The 18192-nt window shown below is 64.4% G+C and carries 17 protein-coding genes and 1 tRNA gene; 9 read left to right on the top strand and 9 right to left on the bottom strand.

Going from position 1 to position 18192, the window contains the following annotated elements:
• Positions 1–37 precede the first annotated feature (37 nt).
• The gene (gene dmeF, locus AC1Q5S_RS13290) at positions 38–1009 is read right to left on the bottom strand and encodes a CDF family Co(II)/Ni(II) efflux transporter DmeF (RefSeq protein WP_303833310.1); all 972 of its coding nucleotides are present in this window, start codon (positions 1007–1009) and stop codon (positions 38–40) included.
• A gap of 67 nt (positions 1010–1076) precedes the next feature.
• On the opposite strand from dmeF, the gene AC1Q5S_RS13285 reads away from it, so the two are divergent.
• Positions 1077–1352: a metal/formaldehyde-sensitive transcriptional repressor gene (locus AC1Q5S_RS13285; protein ID WP_303833309.1), complete on the top strand. Its 276-nt coding sequence runs from the start codon at positions 1077–1079 to the stop codon at positions 1350–1352.
• A gap of 40 nt (positions 1353–1392) precedes the next feature.
• On the opposite strand, the gene AC1Q5S_RS13280 is transcribed toward AC1Q5S_RS13285, so the two are convergent.
• The 6 genes from AC1Q5S_RS13280 to AC1Q5S_RS13255 all read right to left on the bottom strand — a co-directional run bounded on the left by AC1Q5S_RS13280 (position 1393) and on the right by AC1Q5S_RS13255 (position 7878).
• Positions 1393–3000 carry an ABC transporter ATP-binding protein gene (locus AC1Q5S_RS13280; protein ID WP_303833348.1) on the bottom strand — a complete coding sequence of 536 codons (1608 nt, stop codon included), beginning with the start codon at positions 2998–3000 and terminating at the stop codon, positions 1393–1395.
• A gap of 95 nt (positions 3001–3095) precedes the next feature.
• Positions 3096–4142 (bottom strand): ABC transporter permease, encoded by a 1047-nt coding sequence (locus AC1Q5S_RS13275; protein ID WP_303833308.1) that lies wholly within the window; start codon positions 4140–4142, stop codon positions 3096–3098.
• Entirely contained in the window at positions 4139–4543 is a 405-nt protein-coding gene (locus tag AC1Q5S_RS13270) for a type II toxin-antitoxin system VapC family toxin (protein ID WP_303833306.1), read from the bottom strand. Before AC1Q5S_RS13270 ends, AC1Q5S_RS13275 begins: the two co-directional genes overlap by 4 nt.
• A gap of 14 nt (positions 4544–4557) precedes the next feature.
• Positions 4558–4872 (bottom strand): type II toxin-antitoxin system Phd/YefM family antitoxin, encoded by a 315-nt coding sequence (locus AC1Q5S_RS13265; protein WP_303833304.1) that lies wholly within the window; start codon positions 4870–4872, stop codon positions 4558–4560.
• Between the two features lie 58 nt (positions 4873–4930).
• Entirely contained in the window at positions 4931–5962 is a 1032-nt protein-coding gene (locus tag AC1Q5S_RS13260; RefSeq protein WP_026437367.1) for a microcin C ABC transporter permease YejB, read from the bottom strand.
• A gap of 116 nt (positions 5963–6078) precedes the next feature.
• Positions 6079–7878 (bottom strand): extracellular solute-binding protein, encoded by a 1800-nt coding sequence (locus AC1Q5S_RS13255; protein ID WP_422205514.1) that lies wholly within the window; start codon positions 7876–7878, stop codon positions 6079–6081.
• 278 nt (positions 7879–8156) lie between these two features.
• Between AC1Q5S_RS13255 and fabI the strand changes: the two genes are divergently transcribed.
• Both fabI and AC1Q5S_RS13245 read left to right on the top strand, forming a co-directional pair.
• On the top strand, positions 8157–8957 hold the full coding sequence (fabI, locus tag AC1Q5S_RS13250; RefSeq protein ID WP_026437365.1) for an enoyl-ACP reductase FabI: 801 nt from the start codon (positions 8157–8159) through the stop codon (positions 8955–8957).
• An 82-nt stretch (positions 8958–9039) separates the two neighbouring features.
• Entirely contained in the window at positions 9040–9891 is an 852-nt protein-coding gene (locus AC1Q5S_RS13245; protein ID WP_026437364.1) for a DNA ligase, read from the top strand.
• 78 nt (positions 9892–9969) lie between these two features.
• Here AC1Q5S_RS13245 and AC1Q5S_RS13240 read toward each other — a convergent pair whose 3' ends face one another.
• Positions 9970–12333 (bottom strand): arginine/lysine/ornithine decarboxylase, encoded by a 2364-nt coding sequence (locus AC1Q5S_RS13240; protein ID WP_026437363.1) that lies wholly within the window; start codon positions 12331–12333, stop codon positions 9970–9972.
• A 140-nt stretch (positions 12334–12473) separates the two neighbouring features.
• On the opposite strand from AC1Q5S_RS13240, the gene AC1Q5S_RS13235 reads away from it, so the two are divergent.
• The 4 genes from AC1Q5S_RS13235 to AC1Q5S_RS13220 all read left to right on the top strand — a co-directional run bounded on the left by AC1Q5S_RS13235 (position 12474) and on the right by AC1Q5S_RS13220 (position 14854).
• Complete coding sequence (locus tag AC1Q5S_RS13235; RefSeq protein ID WP_026437362.1) at positions 12474–12899, top strand: NfeD family protein; 426 nt, start codon at positions 12474–12476, stop codon at positions 12897–12899.
• Positions 12900–12935: 36 nt separating this feature from the next.
• Positions 12936–13850: an SPFH domain-containing protein gene (locus AC1Q5S_RS13230; protein ID WP_026437361.1), complete on the top strand. Its 915-nt coding sequence runs from the start codon at positions 12936–12938 to the stop codon at positions 13848–13850.
• 73 nt (positions 13851–13923) lie between these two features.
• A tRNA-Ser gene (locus tag AC1Q5S_RS13225) sits at positions 13924–14013 on the top strand.
• 223 nt (positions 14014–14236) lie between these two features.
• Positions 14237–14854 (top strand): type IV toxin-antitoxin system AbiEi family antitoxin domain-containing protein, encoded by a 618-nt coding sequence (locus AC1Q5S_RS13220; RefSeq protein WP_303833286.1) that lies wholly within the window; start codon positions 14237–14239, stop codon positions 14852–14854.
• A 234-nt stretch (positions 14855–15088) separates the two neighbouring features.
• Here AC1Q5S_RS13220 and AC1Q5S_RS13215 read toward each other — a convergent pair whose 3' ends face one another.
• Positions 15089–16003: a LysR family transcriptional regulator gene (locus tag AC1Q5S_RS13215; protein ID WP_092696604.1), complete on the bottom strand. Its 915-nt coding sequence runs from the start codon at positions 16001–16003 to the stop codon at positions 15089–15091.
• Between the two features lie 186 nt (positions 16004–16189).
• Between AC1Q5S_RS13215 and AC1Q5S_RS13210 the strand changes: the two genes are divergently transcribed.
• Positions 16190–17125 carry a Bug family tripartite tricarboxylate transporter substrate binding protein gene (locus AC1Q5S_RS13210; RefSeq protein WP_492239005.1) on the top strand — a complete coding sequence of 312 codons (936 nt, stop codon included), beginning with the start codon at positions 16190–16192 and terminating at the stop codon, positions 17123–17125.
• Between the two features lie 89 nt (positions 17126–17214).
• The gene (locus AC1Q5S_RS13205; protein WP_092696603.1) at positions 17215–18189 is read left to right on the top strand and encodes an NAD(P)H-dependent flavin oxidoreductase; all 975 of its coding nucleotides are present in this window, start codon (positions 17215–17217) and stop codon (positions 18187–18189) included.
• Positions 18190–18192 lie beyond the last annotated feature (3 nt).

Below are 18192 nucleotides of genomic sequence, written 5' to 3'. Positions count from 1 at the left end.
CCGGCACCAGGCGACGGCCGAAAGTGACGGCGGGAAATCAGGCCGGCACCGCCGCGCCAGGCGCATGGATCTCAACCGTGATGTGCACCAGCTCCTCGTGCACGCGCAGCTGCTGCTTGAAATATTCCGGCGCCACGCCGGGCGACGTGACCAGCGACAGGACGCACGCGTAGTCGCCCCGGCCCACGCGCCAGACATGCAGGTCGCTGATGCGCGCCGGCACGGGGCTGGCCGCGATGACCTCGCGGATTTCCGCCACCACCGGTGCGTCCATCTCGGCATCGAGCAGCACCTTGCCCGTATCACGCAGCAGGCCCTGGGCCCACACGGCCACCAGCACCGCACCCACGATGCCCATCACCGGATCCAGCCAGTCCGCCCCCCACAGCTTGCCGCCAAACAGCGCCACGATGGCCAGCACCGAGGTGGCGGCATCGGCCAGCACATGCAGGTAGGCTGAACGCAGGTTCAGGTCCTGGTGGTGGCCCGCATGCCCGTGGGAATGGCCGTGGTCATGCCCATGGGAATGGCCATGATCGTGTCCGTGGTGGTGACCACCGCGCAGCAGCCAGGCGCAGGCCAGGTTGACCAGCAGGCCCACCATACCAATGGCGATGGCCTCGTCGTAGTGGATGGGCTGGGGCGCCAGCAGCCGCTGCAGCGACTGCACCAGCATCACGCCCGCCACCAGCACCAGTGCCAGCGCGCTCGTGTAGCCTGCCAGCACCTCGATTTTCCAGGTGCCCAGCGAAAACCGCTGGTCGTGCGCGTAATGCCGCGCCGCCGCGTAGGCCATGGCCGACAGGCCCAGCGCCAGCGCGTGCGAACTCATGTGCCAGCCATCGGCCAGCAAGGCCATGGAGTTGAAAACCCAGCCCCCGGTGATCTCGGCCACCATCATCGCGACGGTCAGGGCCACGGCCCAGCGCGTGTTGCGCTCGGCCAGCGGGTTGCCCTGGTGGAAGTGGTGGGAATGGGCCCCGTCAGAGGATGTGGCAGTGGATGGCATGGAGTGGAGGGGGATGAAAATGCCCCGCAATATACTCCACCCCAGTATCCACCACCCCCCCAATTCCATGGCACACACCATCACCGGACACAAGCAGTTGCTGGCACGCGTGCGCCGCATCCAGGGCCAGGCCAGCGCGCTCGAAAAAGCCTTGCTGGCGCAGTCCGACTGCGCCGCCGTGCTGCAGCAGATCGCCGCGATCCGCGGTGCCGTCAATGGCCTGATGGCCCAGGTGCTGGAAGGCCACCTGCGCGAGCATGTGGGCGCGCAGGGGCTGTCGGATGCGGCACGCGACGAAGGCATGGAACAGGTGACCACCGTGCTGCGCTCCTACCTGCGGTAGGCAGGATGGCCGCACGACAGGCACTCGCGCGCGCAGTGCGTCAGCCCGGCACTGCGGCCGCTGCCACCAGGCGCTGGGTGTAGGCTTGCCGGGGCGCATCCAGCACCTGGGCCACCGTGCCGCTTTCCAGCACCTCGCCATCCTTCATCACCAGCACGTCGTGCGCCATGGCGCGGATCACGTCCACGTCGTGCGTGATCAGCAGGTAGCTCAGGCCCTTGTCACGCTGCAGGCGCTGCAGCAGGCCCAGCACCTGCTGCTGGATGGTGACATCGAGCGCGCTGGTGGGTTCGTCGAGCACCAGCACGCGCGGCCGCACGATGAGGGCGCGGGCAATGGCCAGGCGCTGGCGCTGGCCGCCGGAAAATTCATGCGGGTAGCGCGCCAGCAGGCCGGGGAACTGCGCCTGGGTCAGCCCCACCTCGGCCAGCGCAGCCTCCACCCTGGCACGACGCGCCGCCATGTCCAGCGCGCGCTCGTGCACCTGGAGGCCCTCGCCCACGATCTCTTCGACGGTGAGGCGCGGTGAGAGCGAGGAGAACGGGTCCTGGAACACCACCTGCACCTGGCGGCGCAGCTGCTGGTTGGCGGGCGTGTTGCGCGCGGCCGGCTGCTGCCAGCCCTGCCCCGCCACCGCCAGCTCGCCGCCATGCGGCAGCAGGCCCAAAATGGCCTGCGCCAGCGTGGATTTGCCCGAACCCGATTCGCCCACCACGCCCAGCGTGCGGCCGGGCAGCAGTTGCAGCGTGGCCCCCTGCACGGCGACGAATTCACCTTTTTTGAACCAGCCGCGCACGCCGGGCAAGGGCGTGGGATAAACCACGCGCAGGTTTTGCGCCTGCACCACAGGGGCAGTGCCTTCGGCGGGTTCGGCCTCCACCACATCGCGCCGGGGCTGGCTGGCGATCAGGCGGCGGGTGTAGTCATGCTGCGGGGCAGCAAACACATCGGCCACGCGGCCCTGCTCCACCAGCACGCCCTGCTCCATCACGGCCACGCGGTCGGCAAAGCGGCGCACCAGGTTCAGGTCGTGCGTGATGAGCAGCACGGCCATGCCGGTCTGGCGCTGCAAATCGGAAAGCAAATCCAGGATCTGGCCGCGCAGCGTGACATCGAGCGCCGTGGTGGGTTCGTCGGCCAGCAGCAGCGCGGGCTCGCTGGCCAGGGCCATGGCGATCATGGCGCGCTGGCGCTGGCCGCCGCTCAACTGGTGCGGAAAGCTGTTGGCCCGTCGCTCAGGCTCGGGGATGCCGGTTTTTGCCAGCAACTCAATCGCTTCCTGCGCAGACTGGGCGGGCGCCAAAGCCCTTTTCAACTCCAGAACCTCGGCAATCTGCTGGCCGATGGTCATCAGCGGGTTCAGCGCCGTCATGGGCTCCTGGAACACCATGGCGATGTCACCGCCGCGCACACCGCGCATCTCGCGCTCCGACAAGGAGAGCAGGTCGCGCCCGCGCAGCATGGCCTGGCCGCTGATTTTTGCATCACCCGCCAGGCGCAGCAGGCTCAAAGCCGTGATGGTCTTGCCCGAGCCGGATTCACCCACCAGCGCCAGCTTCTCGCCCGGCGCGATGCTGAAGCCAACACCGCGCACCACCTCCTTGGCGCCAAAGCGCACGGTGAGGTTGCGCACCTGCAGCAGCGGCATGCTGGCCGCCGAGCCGCCGCCGGGCGCGCTTCCGACGGCGGCGAGAGCCCCCTCGGGGGGCAGCGAGGACACGCCAGTGCCGAGCGTGGGGGCCATCATTTGTCGGCCTTTCGGGGGTCGAGCGCATCGCGCAGCGCGTCGCCCATGAAGGTCAGCAGCAGCAAGGTAACCACCAGCACGCCAAAGGTGCTGAGCGAAATCCACCAGGCATCGATGCTGTTCTTGCCCTGGCTCAGCAGCTCGCCCAGGCTGGGCGTGCCCGGCGGCACGCCCAGGCCCAGGAAATCGAGCGACGTCAGCGCCAGGATGGCCGCGCTCATGCGAAACGGCAAGAAGGTGACCACGGGCGTGAGGCTGTTGGGCAGAATGTGGCGCCCGATGATCTGCGCATTGCCCACGCCCAGGGCGCGCGCCGCCTTCACGTAATCGAGCTGGCGGTTGCGCAAAAACTCGGCGCGCACGTAGTCGCTCAGCCCCATCCAGCCAAACAGGCTCAGCAAGATCAGCAGCAGCGAAATGCTGGGCGCGAACACCGCGCTGAAGATGATGAGCAGGTACAGCTCGGGCATGGAGCCCCAGATCTCGATGAAACGCTGAAACGCCAGGTCCGTCTTGCCGCCAAAGAATCCCTGGATGGCGCCGGTGACCACGCCCAGCGCCACGCCCGTCACGGTGAGCGCCAGCGCAAACAGCACGCTCACGCGAAAGCCGTAGATCAGCTGCGCCAGCAGGTCGCGCCCGCGGTCGTCGGTGCCCAGCCAGTTGTCCGGCGTGGGCGCCGAGGGATTGGGCGCCTTGGCGAAATAGTTGAGCGTGTTCGGGCCGTAGGGGTTCAAGGTGTACAGCGCCCAGTTGCTGCCCTGCGTGATGCGCTCGCGGATGAAGGGATCGAGGTAGTCGGTGGGCGTCTCGAAGTCACCGCCAAAGGTCTTCTCGGGGTAGTCCTTGAGCATGGGAAAGTAGGTCTGCCCCTCGTAGCGCACGATGAGCGGCCGGTCGTTGCTGACCAGCTCGGCGCACAGGCTCACGAGCACCAGCGCGCAAAAAATGAGCAAACTCCAGTAGCCCAGGCGGTTGCGCTTGAAACGCAGCCAGGCGCGGCGGGAGGGGGAAAGCGATGCGGGGGCCATCGCCAGATTCATGGCGTGAAAGGATTCAGCACTGCAATGCCGCATCCATCAAAGTCGCGCACGTTGCGGGTGACCAGCGTGAGGGCGTGCACCTGGGCGGTAGCGGCAATCAGCATGTCGGCCAGATGGCGCGCTTGACCGCGCGCTGCGAGTTGGCCACGCATTTCTCCCGCCCGGCGGGCCACGGTTTCCGTTACATCCAGCACCACACTGTGGGCAGCAAGCACGTTGAAACGCTCCAGTGAGCGCGGCCAGGCCTTGTGCGAGAGGCCAAAGACGATTTCATGGAACGATACGACCGAAGCGGCGAAGTCCCCTGCCCCGCGATCGAGGCTTGCCGCCCAGCGCAGGACACCCTCGTGTGGCGCAGGGCGCATTAGTTCGCTAATAACGTTGGTATCGACAAGGTACATGGCTGAAGACTCACTCAGACAGGCGCTGCATCGGGTTCATCCCAGTAATGAGGATCATCCACAAGCGGGTTGTAGCGGTCGGAGCGTGGTGGCATTTCGATGCCATCCTGCGCTCCTTCCGCAATCAACGAGGCACGGATATCGGCAAACAACTCCAGGAGTGTTGGCCGCAGCCGCTCGGCCTTCCACTTCTTGAATTCCTCGAACTCCTCTGCGGAGATGACTACCGCCACCGGCTTATCTCGGTTGTAGATGGCCTGGGGCTCCTCGGCGGTCAGGCGCACCACTTCAGAAAATTGCTGCTTGGCGCTGGCGATGTTCCAGGTCATGATGAACCCCTCATATGGACAAGTTGGGCACTTATTATGTCCAACTCTCGATCGACCATCAATCGAATTTCACGCGCGGGTCCACCCACACGTAGCACAGGTCGGAAATCAGCTTGGTCACCAGCCCGATCAGCGTGAACAAATACAGCGTGCCCAGCACCACGGGGTAGTCGCGCCGGATCACGCTTTCGTAGCTCAAGAGGCCCAGGCCGTCGAGCGAGAAAAGCGTCTCGATCAGCAGCGAGCCCGCGAAGAACGCGCCGATGAAGGCTGCTGGAAACCCCGTGATGATGGGAATGAGCGCGTTGCGGAACACATGCTTCCACAGCACCTGGCGCTCGCTCAGGCCCTTGGCGCGCGCCGTCAGCACATACTGCTTGCGGATTTCTTCCAGAAACGCGTTCTTGGTCAGCATGGCCGTGACGGCAAAGCTGCCCAGCACCATGGCGGTGATGGGCAAGGTGATGTGCCACAGGTAGTCCACGATGCGCGCGCCCCAGCTCAACTCCTCCCAGTTCGACGAAGTCAGCCCGCGCAGCGGGAACCACTGCAACTGCCCGCCAAAGATGACCAGCAGCGCCACGCCCAGCACGAAGCCCGGAATGGCATAGCCCACCAGGATGAGCAGCGTGGTCACCAGATCAAAGCGCGAACCCGCGCGCACCGCCTTGGCCACACCCAGGGGGACGGCCACAAGGTAGCTGATGAAGAAGGTCCACAACCCCAGGCTGATGGAAACGGGCAGCTTCTCCACCACCAGCTGCCACACGTCCTTGTTCTGGAAGAAGCTCTTGCCCAGGTCAAAGCGCGCGAACTGGCCCAGCATCTGCCAAAACCGCTCGTGCGCGGGTTTGTCGAAGCCATACAGCGCCTTGATCTGCTCCAGCCGCTTCGGGTCCACGCCCTGCGCGCCCCGGTAGGCCAGGCCGCCGCCTTCGGCACCACCACCACCCGCGCCAGCCTTGGCCTCGGCCATGTACTGCTCCACCGGGCCGCCGGGCACGAACTGGATCACCACAAAGGTCAGCAGCAGCACGCCCAGCAGGGTGGGCAGCATGAGCAGGACACGCTTGAGGATGTAGGCGAACATATTGAATCAATCCCTGGTTCTTGTCGCAGGGCGGCCGGCCGCCGCGCCGGGCCGCCCCCAGCAAGGCCAGCCCCCTTGGGGGGCAGCGACCCCTGCAACGGTGGCGCGTGGGGGCATCATTTGCGTGCCCACCAGGTGTCGATGACCCAGCCCTCGCCGCTGGTGTAGGGCGGCACCGTGGCGGGTCTGGCCAGGCGCCAGCCGTTGTAGGCCATGCGGTGGGTGGGCGCCGTCCACTGGGGTAGCAGGTAGTGGCTGTGCGCGAGGATGCGCTCCAGGGCATGGCAGGCGGGCAGCAGCTGCGCCTCGGTCCTGGCCGCGGTCATGGCCTTGATCATGGCGTCCACCGCCGGGTTCTTCACGCCGGCGAAGTTGCCCGAATCCTCGGTATCGGCGGCCTTGCTGCCGAACAGGTCGGCAAACTCCTGGCCCGGGTTGTGCGTGCCCTGAAAGGCCATGGAGGTGATGTCGAAGTCAAACTTCTGCAGGCGCTGCTGGTACAGCGCAAAGTCCACCGAGCGGAAACGCAGCGTGATACCCAGCTTTTCGAGGCTGCGCATCCAGGGCGTGACGGTGCGCACGCCGCCCTCGTTGCTGTCCATGTATTCCAGCACCATGGCCTGCCCCTGGGCATTGCGCAGGGCCCCCTCGCGCACCTCCCAGCCCGCTTCTTTCAGCAGCTGCTGCGCGCGGCGCAGGTTGGCGCGCAGCGACGAATCCCCGTCGGTGCGCGGTGGCACGGTCATGGGGCCAAAGGCCGCAGCTGGAATGTCCTTGCGAAACGGCTCCATCAACGCCAGCTCCTGCGGCGACGGCGTGCCGCGGGTCTCGCAGGCGGTGTTGCCAAACAGGCCGTTGACCCGCTGGTAGGCGCCGTAGAACATCTGGCGGTTCATCCACTCGTAGTCGATCGCCAGGCCCAGGGCCTCGCGCACGCGCACATCCTGCAACAGCGGGCGGCGCGTGTTGAGCACATAGCTCTGGAAACCCGAGGGCAGCTTGTGGGCGAATTCGCCCTTGACCAGCTCGCCGGTGTCGAACTTCTTGCCATTCACGCGCCGCGCCCAGTCGCCCGCGCTGAAAAAGCGCATCAGGTCGAACTCGCCGGCCTTGAGGGCTTCGAGCCGCGCGGTGGCGTCCTTGTAGATCTTGACGGTGATGCGGTCGAAGTTGGCCGTGCCCTTGCGCACGTTCAGGTCGCGCGCCCAGTACTGCGGGTCGCGCACGTAGGTGATGTCCTTGCCGAAGCGCACCGGGCCGATCTTGTAGGGCCCACTGCCAATGGGAATGTCCATCACCACCTGGTCGAAGGGCTTGGCCTGGCCGTTCTCCACGCCCCAGTCGCGGCTGAACACCGGCAGGCCGCCCACGGTGAGCGGCAGCTCGCGGTTGGGTTGCCTGAAGCGGTAGCGCACCGTGCGCTCGTCCAGCACATCGACCCCCGCCACATCGATCAGCGTGGTCTTGTAGGCGGGCGACGTGAAGGGGCCCACCAGGGTGTCGTAGCTGTATTTCACGTCCTGCGCCACCACCTGCTTGCCGTTGTGAAAGCGCGCCTCGGGCCGCAGGCGGAACGTGGCCGAAAGCCCGTCGGGCGCCACCTCCACATCCTCGGCCAACAGGCCGTAGCCGGTGGCGGTTTCGTCCATGGAGCCCGCCAGCAGCGAGTCGAACATCAGCGACGACAGGTAGGCCGGCGCGCTGCCCTTGATGGTGAACGGGTTGTATTTGTCGAAAGTGGAGGTGCGCAGGTTGCTCACCAGCCGCAGCTCGCCGCCCTTGGGGGCATCGGGGTTCACGTAACTGAAATGCGTGAACCCGGCCGGGTAGCGCGGCGCGCCCCACAGTGCATAGGCATGCGCAGCCCAGGCTGGCACAGCACACCCCATCAGCAAGAAAGTCAGCCAAAACCGCATGCGACAATTCTGCACTACGTCGGCGGGGCATCAGGCAACGCTGAATAAGTCACCGCGATGGTGCACGCACTGGTTTGGGATGGGCTGCAAGGCGCAAAGCACAGCAATAGCCGCAGCTATTGCGAGCATTTGCAACGCTGCAGACCGCCCAAAGCCAGGGATGCGCGGCACGCGAGGGACTGGTTCAGCGTTGCCTTTGCGCAGACTGCGGGGACATCTCCCGCAGCCGTGCCGCCCCCGCCGTTGCCCCCCACATCGCATTCCACAGGAGAACAACCATGGGTTTTCTGACCGGCAAGAAACTGCTCATCACGGGCGTGCTGTCCAATCGCTCCATCGCCTACGGCATCGCCAAGGCCTGCCACGCCCAGGGCGCCGAGCTGGCCTTCAGCTACGTGGGCGAGCGCTTCAAGGACCGCATCACCGACTTTGCCGCCGAGTTCGACTCCAAGCTGATCTTTGATTGCGACGTGGGCAGCGACGAGCAGATCGATCGCATGTTCGCCGACCTGGCCCAGGCATGGCCCCAATTCGATGGCTTCGTGCACAGCATCGGCTTTGCGCCGCGCGAGGCGATTGCCGGCAACTTCCTCGAAGGCCTCTCGCGCGAAGGCTTTCGCATTGCGCACGACATCAGCGCCTACAGCTTCCCGGCCATGGCCAAGGCCGCCCTGCCCTACCTGAACGACAAGTCCTCGCTGCTCACGCTGAGCTACCTGGGCGCGCTGCGCAGCATTCCCAACTACAACACCATGGGCCTGGCCAAGGCCAGCCTGGAGGCCAGCGTGCGCTACCTGGCCGAGGCCGTGGGCCGCACCGAAGACGGCCGCAGCATCCGCGTCAACGGCGTCTCCGCCGGCCCCATCAAGACCCTGGCGGCCAGCGGCATCAAGGACTTCGGCAAGCTGCTGGGCCGCGTGGCCGACGCCGCGCCCCTGCGCCGCAACGTGACGATCGAGGACGTGGGCAACGTGGCGGCCTTCCTGCTGTCCGACCTGGCCAGCGGCATGACGGCCGAGATCAGCTATGTGGACGGCGGCTTCAGCCAGACGGCAGGCCTGAGTGCCGACCAGGTCTGAATACCGCCCGCCGGGATTCTTGGTCAAATCGGCGGCTGGCGCTTACAGATACAGCCCCAGCAGCCAGATGATCAATCGCACCATGCACCGCAGAAGCTGCCTCGCCCTGCTGGCGCTTGCCGCCCTTCCTGCCCTGCCCGCGCTGGCCGCAGACGCACCCGCCCTGCTGCTGGCCCAGGTCTATCGCCCCGGCCTTGCGCTGCAGGATTACTGGGTGAGCGAGAAATACGACGGCGTGCGCGGCTTCTGGGATGGCCGCACGCTGCGCACCCGGGGCGGCGAGACGGTGCAGGCCCCTGCCTGGTTCACCGCTGGCTGGCCCGAGGTGCCGATGGACGGCGAGCTGTGGGCCGGGCGCGCACGATTCAGCCACGCCCAGTCCACCGCGCGCCAGCAACAAGCCGACGACACGGCCTGGCGCCAGATGCGTTTCATGGTGTTTGACCTGCCCGCGCACGGCGGCACGTTCGACCAGCGCCTGCCGGCCCTGGCCGCCCTCGTCGAGCACCTGGGCCAGCCCTGGGTGCAGGCCGTGCCACAACGGCGCGTGGCCAGCGACGCGGCCCTGCAGGCGCTGCTGGCGCGCACCGTGCGCGCCGGTGGCGAGGGGTTGATGCTGCACCGGGGCGCATCGCTGTACCGCGCAGGCCGCAGCGACGATCTCATCAAGCTCAAGACGCACGAGGACACCGAGGCCCGCGTGGTGGCCCACCTGCCCGGCCAGGGCAAACACGCCGGGCGCATGGGTGCGCTGCTGGTCGAAATGCCCACCGGCCAGCGTTTCCGGCTGGGGGCGGGGTTCAGCGATGCCGACCGCGAAAACCCGCCGCCCGCGGGCAGTTGGGTGACCTACCGCTTTCGCGGCACCCACGACGGCGGCCTGCCGCGCTTTGCCAGCTTTGTGCGGGTGCGCGAGGACATGCCGGCAAGGTGAATTGAACGGGTTGAACGGGCGAGCGGCTGGCAGCCAATTCAACCAAAAATCCAGCGACCGCAACGGCCGCTGGAGCCGTCACACATTGCGGCCGTAAGGGCCATCGTCGCCCTTCTGAACCAGGTTGTCGGAAGTGGTCAGTGGCTTGGGTTGTCTGGCGAATTTTTCGGCCACGCAGTCGGCGTAATAACGCACCTGGCCGCTTTCATCCTCCACCTCGACCAGGCCGTGGATATCCGTCTCGAAGCCCGGGCACAGCTTGGCGAATTCGCGGGCGAACTTGAGGTAGTCCACGATCTTCTTGTTGAACACCTCGCCCGGAATCAGCAGCGGGATGCCCGGCGGGTACGGCGTGACCAGGCCCACGGTGATGCGGCCTTCGAGGTGGTCGATCTCCACGCGCTCGGTGGTGCGGTGCGCAATGTGCGCAAACGCGTCGCTGGGTTTCATGGCCGGCGTGAGGTCCGACAAATACATCTCGGTCGTCAGACGCGCGATGTCGTACTTGGCATACATCTCGTGCACATGCTGGCACAGGTCCTTGAGGCCCATGCGCTCGTAGCGCTTGTGCTGCTGGCAGAACTCCGGAAGGATGCGCCACATGGGCTGGTTCTTCTCGTAGTCGTCCTTGAACTGCTGCAGCGCCGTGAGCAGCGTGTTCCAGCGGCCCTTGGTGATGCCGATGGTGAACATGATGAAGAAGCTGTACAGGCCCGTCTTCTCGACCACCACGCCGTGCTCGGCCAGGTACTTGGTGACGATGGACGCCGGAATGCCGGTCTTGTCGAACTTGCCGTCCAGGCTCAGGCCCGGCGTGACGATGGTGGACTTGATCGGGTCGAGCATGTTGAAGCCGTCGGCCAGCTGGCCGAAGCCGTGCCATTTGCTGCCGTTCTTCTTGCTCTTGCTGTCGCTGCGGATGATCCAGTCCTCGGCCCGACCAATGCCTTCGTCCACCAGCTTTTCCGGCCCCCAGACCTTGAACCACCAGTCGTTCTTGCCAAACTCTTCCTCCACCTGGCGCATGGCGCGGCGGAAGTCGAGGGCTTCAAGGATGCTTTCTTCCACCAGCGCGGTGCCGCCGGGCGGCTCCATCATCGCGGCGGCCACGTCGCAGCTGGCGATGATGCTGTACTGAGGGCTGGTGCTGGTGTGCATCAGGTAGGCCTCGTTGAACAGGTGGCGGTCGAGCTTGGTGGTCTGCGAGTCCTGCACCAGCACATGGCTGGCCTGGCTGATGCCGGCCAGCAGCTTGTGGATGGACTGCGTGGCGTACGTCACCGAATGCTTGGGGCGCATGCGCTTCTTGCCCATGGCGTGGTAGCTGCCATAGAACGGATGGAAGGCCGCGTGCGGCAGCCAGGCTTCGTCGAAGTGCAGGTTGTCCACGTAGCCATCGAGCATGCCCTTGATGGTCTCGGTGTTGTAGAGCACGCCGTCGTAGGTGGACTGCGTGAGCGTGAGCACGCGGGGCTTGACCTTCTTCGGATCGACGCCTTTGAGCAGGGGGTTGGCGCGGATCTTGGCCTGGATGGCCGCAGGCTCGAACTCGCTTTGCGGAATGGGCCCGATGATGCCGAAGTGGTTGCGCGTGGGCTTCATGAACACGGGCACCGCGCCGGTCATGATGATGCTGTGCAGGATGGACTTGTGGCAGTTGCGGTCCACCACCACCACGTCGCCCGGCGCCACCGTGTGATGCCACACCATCTTGTTGGACGTGGACGTGCCGTTGGTCACGAAGAAGCAGTGGTCGGCATTGAAGATGCGCGCGGCATTGCGCTCCGATTCGCCAATGGCGCCGTTGTGGTCCAGCAGCTGGCCCAGCTCTTCCACGGCGTTGCACACGTCGGCGCGCAGCATGTTCTCGCCGTAGAACTGGTGGTACATCTGGCCCACCGGGCTCTTGAGGAACGCTACGCCGCCCGAGTGGCCGGGGCAGTGCCAGCTGTAGGAGCCGTCCTCGGCGTAGTCCAGCAGCGCCTTGAAGAAGGGCGGTTGCACGCCTTCCAGGTAGCTCTTGGCCTCGCGGATGATGTGCTTGGCCACAAACTCGGGGGTGTCCTCGAACATGTGGATGAAGCCGTGCAGTTCGCGCAGAATGTCGTTGGGCAGGTGGCGGCTGGTCTTGGTCTCGCCGTGCACGTAGATCGGCACCTCGGCGTTCTTGCGCCGCACTTCGCCAATGAAGTTGCGCAGGCTCAGCACGATGGGATCGAGCCCCTCGTTCGCGGTGAACTCTTCATCGTCAATCGACAGGATGAAGGCGCTGGCGCGGCTTTGCTGCTGGGCGAACTGGCTCAGATCGCCATAGCTGGTGACCCCGACCACCTCGAAGCCCTCGGCCTCGATGGCCTGCGCCAGGGCGCGGATGCCCAGGCCCGAAGTGTTCTCGGAACGATAGTCCTCATCGATGATGATGATGGGAAAGCGAAACTTCATGTGCAGCCTCCGTGCAACCGTGCCATGCCCGGCCAAAAAACGAAACAGGCGCGAAGTGTAAGGAATAAGCATGACGCGCCTTTGAAGTGCCATTCTTTTGACCCAGAATGTGGTGCACTAAAGACGAACAAGGAGTCCGCATGGAGGAATCCACTATCTGGTGGCTGTTGGCAGGCGTGGCGGTGGTGACCGAACTGCTGACCGGCACTTTCTATCTGCTGATGCTGGCGGTGGGGCTGGCAGCCGCAGCGCTGGCCGCGCACCTGGGCCTGCCGCTGGCCGCGCAGATCATCACGGCCGCGGTGGTGGGCGGCGGTGCGGTGGTGGCATGGCACCAGTTCAAGAAGAAACGCCCTGGCGACCCTTCTGCCCGCGCCGATCGCAGCGTGAACCTGGATGTGGGCGAAACCGTCATGATCGACAGCTGGAGTGCCGATGGCACGGCCAGCGTGAAATACCGCGGCACCCAGTGGACCGCCATTCATCGCCCCGGCGTCACGCCCTCCACCGGCATGCACCGCGTGGCCGAACTGGTGGGCAGCCGCCTGCTGGTCGATCCGCTCTGAAATCACCGCCCATACCCAACGCCCGGAAAGGCCCCCATGGAAATCGCCCTCATCCTCTTCGCCATCGCCGTCGTCTTCATTGCGCGCTCCGTCAAGGTCGTGCCCCAGCAAAACGCCTGGGTGAAAGAGCGGCTGGGCAAATATGCCGGCACGCTCACGCCGGGCCTGAACTTTCTGGTGCCGTTTGTGGACAAGGTGGCCTACAAGCACAGCCTGAAAGAAATCCCGCTCGATGTGCCCAGCCAGATCTGCATCACCCGCGACAACACGCAGCTGCAGGTGGACGGCATCCTGTACTTCCAGGTCACCGACCCCATGCGCGCCAGCTATGGATCGAGCAACTACATCATGGCCGTCACCCAGCTGGCCCAGACCTCGCTGCGCAGCGTGATCGGCAAGCTCGAACTCGACAAGACCTTTGAAGAGCGCGACATCATCAACGCCCAGGTGGTGCAGGCCATCGACGAGGCCGCGCTGAACTGGGGCGTGAAGGTGTTGCGCTACGAAATCAAGGACCTCACGCCCCCGAAGGAAATCCTGCACGCCATGCAGGCCCAGATCACCGCCGAACGCGAAAAGCGCGCCCTGATCGCCGCCTCGGAAGGCCGGCGCCAGGAACAGATCAACATCGCCACCGGCGAGCGCGAGGCCTTCATTGCCCGCTCCGAGGGTGAAAAGCAGGCCGTCATCAACAAGGCACAGGGCGAAGCCGCATCGATCAAGGCCGTGGCCGAAGCCAATGCCGAAGCCATCGAACGCGTGGCCGCCGCCATCCGCCAGCCCGGCGGCGAGCAGGCCGTGCAACTCAAGGTGGCCGAAAAAGCCGTGGAAGCCTATGGCAAGGTGGCCACCGACGCCACCACCACCCTCATCGTTCCCAGCAACATGACCGAGGTGTCGGCACTGATTGGCTCTGCCATGAAGATGGTTCAGACCCAGAAGGCCAGCTGAAGCCGGTTTTTTTGGGGCAAGCCAGGCCGCGAACCCCAACACACCCTGACCTGTGGCTATAATCGTGGGCTTCGGAGAGGTGGATGAGCGGTTTAAGTCGCACGCCTGGAAAGCGTGTGTGGGCTAATCCCCACCGCGGGTTCGAATCCCGCCCTCTCCGCCAGAACACAACCCCAAGTGATTGATTCACTTGGGGTTTTTTCTTTTTTGCCCCGGAGTTTTTTTCTCTGTACTGCACAAAGTACTGCAAAAAATTAGCCGTTGACGGGCCTGATGCAAGGCAGGGTCAGATCTGGGCTCGATAAACCAGCGTGATGCTCGGACTGCGAGTTGTTTTATCTAGTTGGTTGTTGACAAGTAACTAGCATTTACAACAAACTACTTGAATGCGCCATGCACAACATTCAACGCTGGAACAAGCCGTGCTCGCACTCGCCGAGCGCCAACCACTGCTGCGCGCACGCGACCTGACAGCGCAGGCGCTGCCGACCGTGGTGCTCAGCCGACTGGTCGCTGCGGGCAAGCTGGAACGTGTGGCCCGCGGCGTCTACAGCCTGCCGGGGCGTGCGCTCAGTGAACACCGGTCCCTGGCCGAAGTGGCCCTGCGGGCGCCGCGTGGCGTTGTGTGCCTGCTGTCGGCGCTGCGCGTCCATGGCATCGGCACCCAGGCGCCGTTCGAGGTCTGGCTTGCGATCCCTCCGCACACACCCACACCCCGGCTCGACCAGCCAGCGCTGCGCGTGGTGCGCATGTCGGGACTGGCCCTTTCCGAAGGCGTTGAACCCATCGACATCGATGGCGTGCAAGTCCCGGTGTTCAACGCCAACAAAACGGTGGCCGACTGCTTCAAGTACCGCAACAAGATCGGTCTGGACGTGGCGCTGGAGGCGCTGCGCGATGGCTGGGCTCAGCGCAAGCTGACCATGGATGCGCTCTGGCACTACGCCGCGGTCAACCGCGTAGCCAATGTGATGCGGCCCTACCTGGAAAGCGTGACAGCATGAGCCGCAACCTGGCCGCCTCCATCCGCGCCCGCTTGAAGCAACGCGCCGATGCCACGAAGCAGACTTCAACCTGACGCTCACCCACTACGGGCTGGAGCGGTTCGTGCTGCAGGTGGACATCGGTTTTGGCGATGCGGTCACACCTGAGCCGGAAACGGTAAAAACTGAGGCTTCATGCGGCCTTCTGGCTGAACACAGCTACCGTGACCAACCCCCCGCCCCTGCCACAACCAATCAAACGCCAGATCTCCTTACCATCCGCAGAAGCCCCATCTTGTCAGTCAAGAAATCGATGAAAGTGATGGCGGCGCGCGACTGATAGCGGTTGGGCATGTACATCAGGTACAGGTGGTTCCCGTCGATGCCGAACTGATATTCGGCAAGCACCTGCACCAACTCACCTGTCTGGAGACGCGGCCGGATCACATAGTCGGGCACCAAGCCCACGCCGATGCCGCTCAAAATGCAATCGAGCACAAAGGGGTAGCTGCGCGACATGAGGGTTGGAACAAACTCGATCTCCTCTTCATGGCCATTTTGAGCGGCAGTCATGCGCACACGGCCGCTCACCCCGCCCGATGTGATGATGGGCGTGCGCCTGAGCTCGCCCAAATTCTGTGGCAAACGTTCCCGGGCAGCCCATTCGGCGGAAGCGCACAAGGTGTAGTGAACAGGCCCCAAATCCCGGGCCACGACCATGGGGGGAGGCTCCGGGGTCACGCGGATTGCAACATCCACTCCGTCCTTGACCAGGTTGTCGATGAAGTTCTCCAGCCGCACCTCCAGGATGATGCCGGGGTACTTCTTCTTGAACTCAATTAGCCAAGGCCCCATGACCAGCTGCCCGAAACCGGTAGGCGCGCTCAGGCCGATCTTCCCTGTCAGCTGGTCTTCGCTCGCGCTGACGGCATCGCGCATCAGCGCTGCTTCATGAACGATGTTCCTGGCATGCTCGTAGACCTGCTGGCCCATATTGGTCAGCTCCACACCCTGCGGTGTACGGCGCAGCAACTCGGCATCCAGCGACTTCTCCAGCTGGGCGACGTGATAGCTGACATTAGCGCGTGACATGTTCAAGGCGCGGGCAGCCTGGCTGAGGTTTCCCCCGTCCACGATTTCTACAAAGATGGTCAGTGCGAGCAGGTCCATGTATGACGGCCACTTCATGTCAAATATTTTTGACCATGGTGTACATCAATGCTGTCGTTGTCAATGGCGATCTTGTCTGAAAGAATCACCAAACCACCAGCGAGCGGACAACACAAACTGGATATTCAAGGAGACATAATGACACTGACACGTTCAAAATTTTTGCGCACCTCGGCGCTTACGGCCATGGGTCTGCTGTTGGCTTCCACCACCCTGCAATCGTTGGCTGCAGACTGGCCCGATCGACCTATCAAGCTGGTGGTGCCATTCCCAGCGGGAGGCCCCACGGATTCCGCGGCCCGCGTATATGCCGAGGCGCTGAGCAAGCGGCTCGGGCAACCGATCGTGGTGGACAACAAGCCCGGCGCCTCGGGCGCGGTGGCGGCGGGCCAGTTCATGAACACGCCGGCTGATGGCTACACTTTCATGATGATGGTGACGCCCACCATCCTGGCGCCGCATTTCTTCAAGACAGCCACATTCAATCCCGCGACCAGTTTTGCCCCCATCACCAAGATCTACGACCTGCCCAACGTGATCGCGGTCAACAAAAACTCGCTGCCCGACCTGACCGATCTGAAGTCGCTGTTCGCCAAATCCAAGGCAAGCGCGCAACCGCTGATGTACACCAGCAGCTCGGGGCATCTGAGCATGGAACTGATGAAGTCCAAGGGCTTCAGCAACATGCAGCACGTTGCCTACAAGGGCAGCGCACCCGCGATGAACGACACGTTGGGCGGCGTGGTACCGGTGATCTATGCGGACATGGTCACGGCCCTGCCGCAAATCAAGGGGGGCCGGCTGAAGGCAGTGGCGGTGGGCACGCCCAAGCGTGTGAAGGTGCTGCCCGAGGTGTCCACCATGGCCGAGCAGGGCTTTGGCGGCTACGAAGCATCCTCCTGGGGCGGCCTGGTGGCGCCGAAAAACACGCCGCAGAACATCATTGACCGCGTGAGCGAAGAATCCCGGCAGATTCTGGCCAGCGACGAGATAAACCAACGCTTCGAGCAGATTGGCATTCTTCCCGCCTACCTCACCCCGGGCAAAACGCAGGAGCTGCTTCTGTCCGACTTCACCGGCTGGGGCAAGGTGGTCAAGGACAACCAGCTCACCGCCGAATAAACCTCTCCCAGCATCCAAACGGATCAGCCCACCCAGACGCGGCTAAGGGCAAGCCGCGTCTTCGCAATGGGAAAAACACCAGACGCACCATGAAAACACGTATCACAGAGCTGCTCGGAATCCGCTATCCCATCATTCAGGGTGGCATGCAGTGGGTAGCCCTCAGCCCGCTGGTGGCCGCTGTCTCCAACGCCGGCGGACTCGGTGTGCTCACCGCGTTGACGCAGCCTTCGCCCGAAGACCTGCGCAAGGAAATCCAGAAAACACAGGCGCTCACCAGTGCCCCATTCGCGGTGAACCTGACATTCCTGCCCGCGCAGAACAAGCCGCCCTATGACGAATTCATCGACGTCATCATCGAAAGCGGTATCCGCATCGTGGAGACCGCGGGCAACAACCCCAGGGAATACATGGGTCGGCTGCACCAGGGCGGCGTCAAGGTGATCCACAAATGCACTTCGGTGCGGCATGCGCTTTCGGCTCAGAAGATCGGGGTGGATGCCGTCTCGATCGACGGATTCGAGTGCGCGGGCCATCCGGGCGAAGACGATGTTCCGGGCCTGGTGTTGATTCCCGCCGCGGTCAAGGTCCTCGACATACCCGTCGTCGCCTCTGGCGGCATCGCCACGGGTGCGGGCATGGCGGCGGCACTGGCGCTGGGCGCCGAGGGCGTCAACATGGGCACGCGCTTTTTGGCCACCATGGAAGCTCCGGTCCACGATGACTTGAAGCAAGCCCTGGTCAACGCCAAGGAAACCGATACGCAACTGGTGCTGCGCAGCCTGAACAACACCTCCCGCGCACTGCAAAGCAGCGTGACACAAGAGGTCGTGGACATGGAGCGCCGTGCGGGAGGTTGTCAATTCGAAGACCTGCGCCACCTCGTCACCGGACAGCGCGGCAAGGCGGCGCTGCAGTCGGGCAACATAGACGACGCCGTGATCGCTACCGGCCAGTGCGTGGGGCTCATCGATGACGTTCCCACCTGCCAGGAGCTGATAGACCGCATGGTGCGTGATTGCCGCGCTGCCTTCGCGCGGGGAACCGGACTGTTCCTATCCTGATCG

The sequence above is a fragment of the Acidovorax sp. GW835-FHT14B10 genome, assembly GCF_058793725.1.
Note: the sequence above shows the minus strand (reverse complement) of the source record. Positions and strands in the feature narration are given on the sequence as shown.

Coding starts and splice junctions, on each gene's coding strand:
- dmeF (WP_303833310.1), bottom strand. CDS start 1,009: ATGCCATCCACTGCCACATCCTCTGACGGGGCCCATTCCCACCACTTC.
- AC1Q5S_RS13285 (WP_303833309.1), top strand. CDS start 1,077: ATGGCACACACCATCACCGGACACAAGCAGTTGCTGGCACGCGTGCGC.
- AC1Q5S_RS13280 (WP_303833348.1), bottom strand. CDS start 3,000: ATGCCGCTGCTGCAGGTGCGCAACCTCACCGTGCGCTTTGGCGCCAAG.
- AC1Q5S_RS13275 (WP_303833308.1), bottom strand. CDS start 4,142: ATGAATCTGGCGATGGCCCCCGCATCGCTTTCCCCCTCCCGCCGCGCC.
- AC1Q5S_RS13270 (WP_303833306.1), bottom strand. CDS start 4,543: ATGTACCTTGTCGATACCAACGTTATTAGCGAACTAATGCGCCCTGCG.
- AC1Q5S_RS13265 (WP_303833304.1), bottom strand. CDS start 4,872: ATGACCTGGAACATCGCCAGCGCCAAGCAGCAATTTTCTGAAGTGGTG.
- AC1Q5S_RS13260 (WP_026437367.1), bottom strand. CDS start 5,962: ATGTTCGCCTACATCCTCAAGCGTGTCCTGCTCATGCTGCCCACCCTG.
- AC1Q5S_RS13255 (WP_422205514.1), bottom strand. CDS start 7,878: ATGCGGTTTTGGCTGACTTTCTTGCTGATGGGGTGTGCTGTGCCAGCC.
- fabI (WP_026437365.1), top strand. CDS start 8,157: ATGGGTTTTCTGACCGGCAAGAAACTGCTCATCACGGGCGTGCTGTCC.
- AC1Q5S_RS13245 (WP_026437364.1), top strand. CDS start 9,040: ATGCACCGCAGAAGCTGCCTCGCCCTGCTGGCGCTTGCCGCCCTTCCT.
- AC1Q5S_RS13240 (WP_026437363.1), bottom strand. CDS start 12,333: ATGAAGTTTCGCTTTCCCATCATCATCATCGATGAGGACTATCGTTCC.
- AC1Q5S_RS13235 (WP_026437362.1), top strand. CDS start 12,474: ATGGAGGAATCCACTATCTGGTGGCTGTTGGCAGGCGTGGCGGTGGTG.
- AC1Q5S_RS13230 (WP_026437361.1), top strand. CDS start 12,936: ATGGAAATCGCCCTCATCCTCTTCGCCATCGCCGTCGTCTTCATTGCG.
- AC1Q5S_RS13220 (WP_303833286.1), top strand. CDS start 14,237: ATGCGCCATGCACAACATTCAACGCTGGAACAAGCCGTGCTCGCACTC.
- AC1Q5S_RS13215 (WP_092696604.1), bottom strand. CDS start 16,003: ATGGACCTGCTCGCACTGACCATCTTTGTAGAAATCGTGGACGGGGGA.
- AC1Q5S_RS13210 (WP_492239005.1), top strand. CDS start 16,190: ATGGGTCTGCTGTTGGCTTCCACCACCCTGCAATCGTTGGCTGCAGAC.
- AC1Q5S_RS13205 (WP_092696603.1), top strand. CDS start 17,215: ATGAAAACACGTATCACAGAGCTGCTCGGAATCCGCTATCCCATCATT.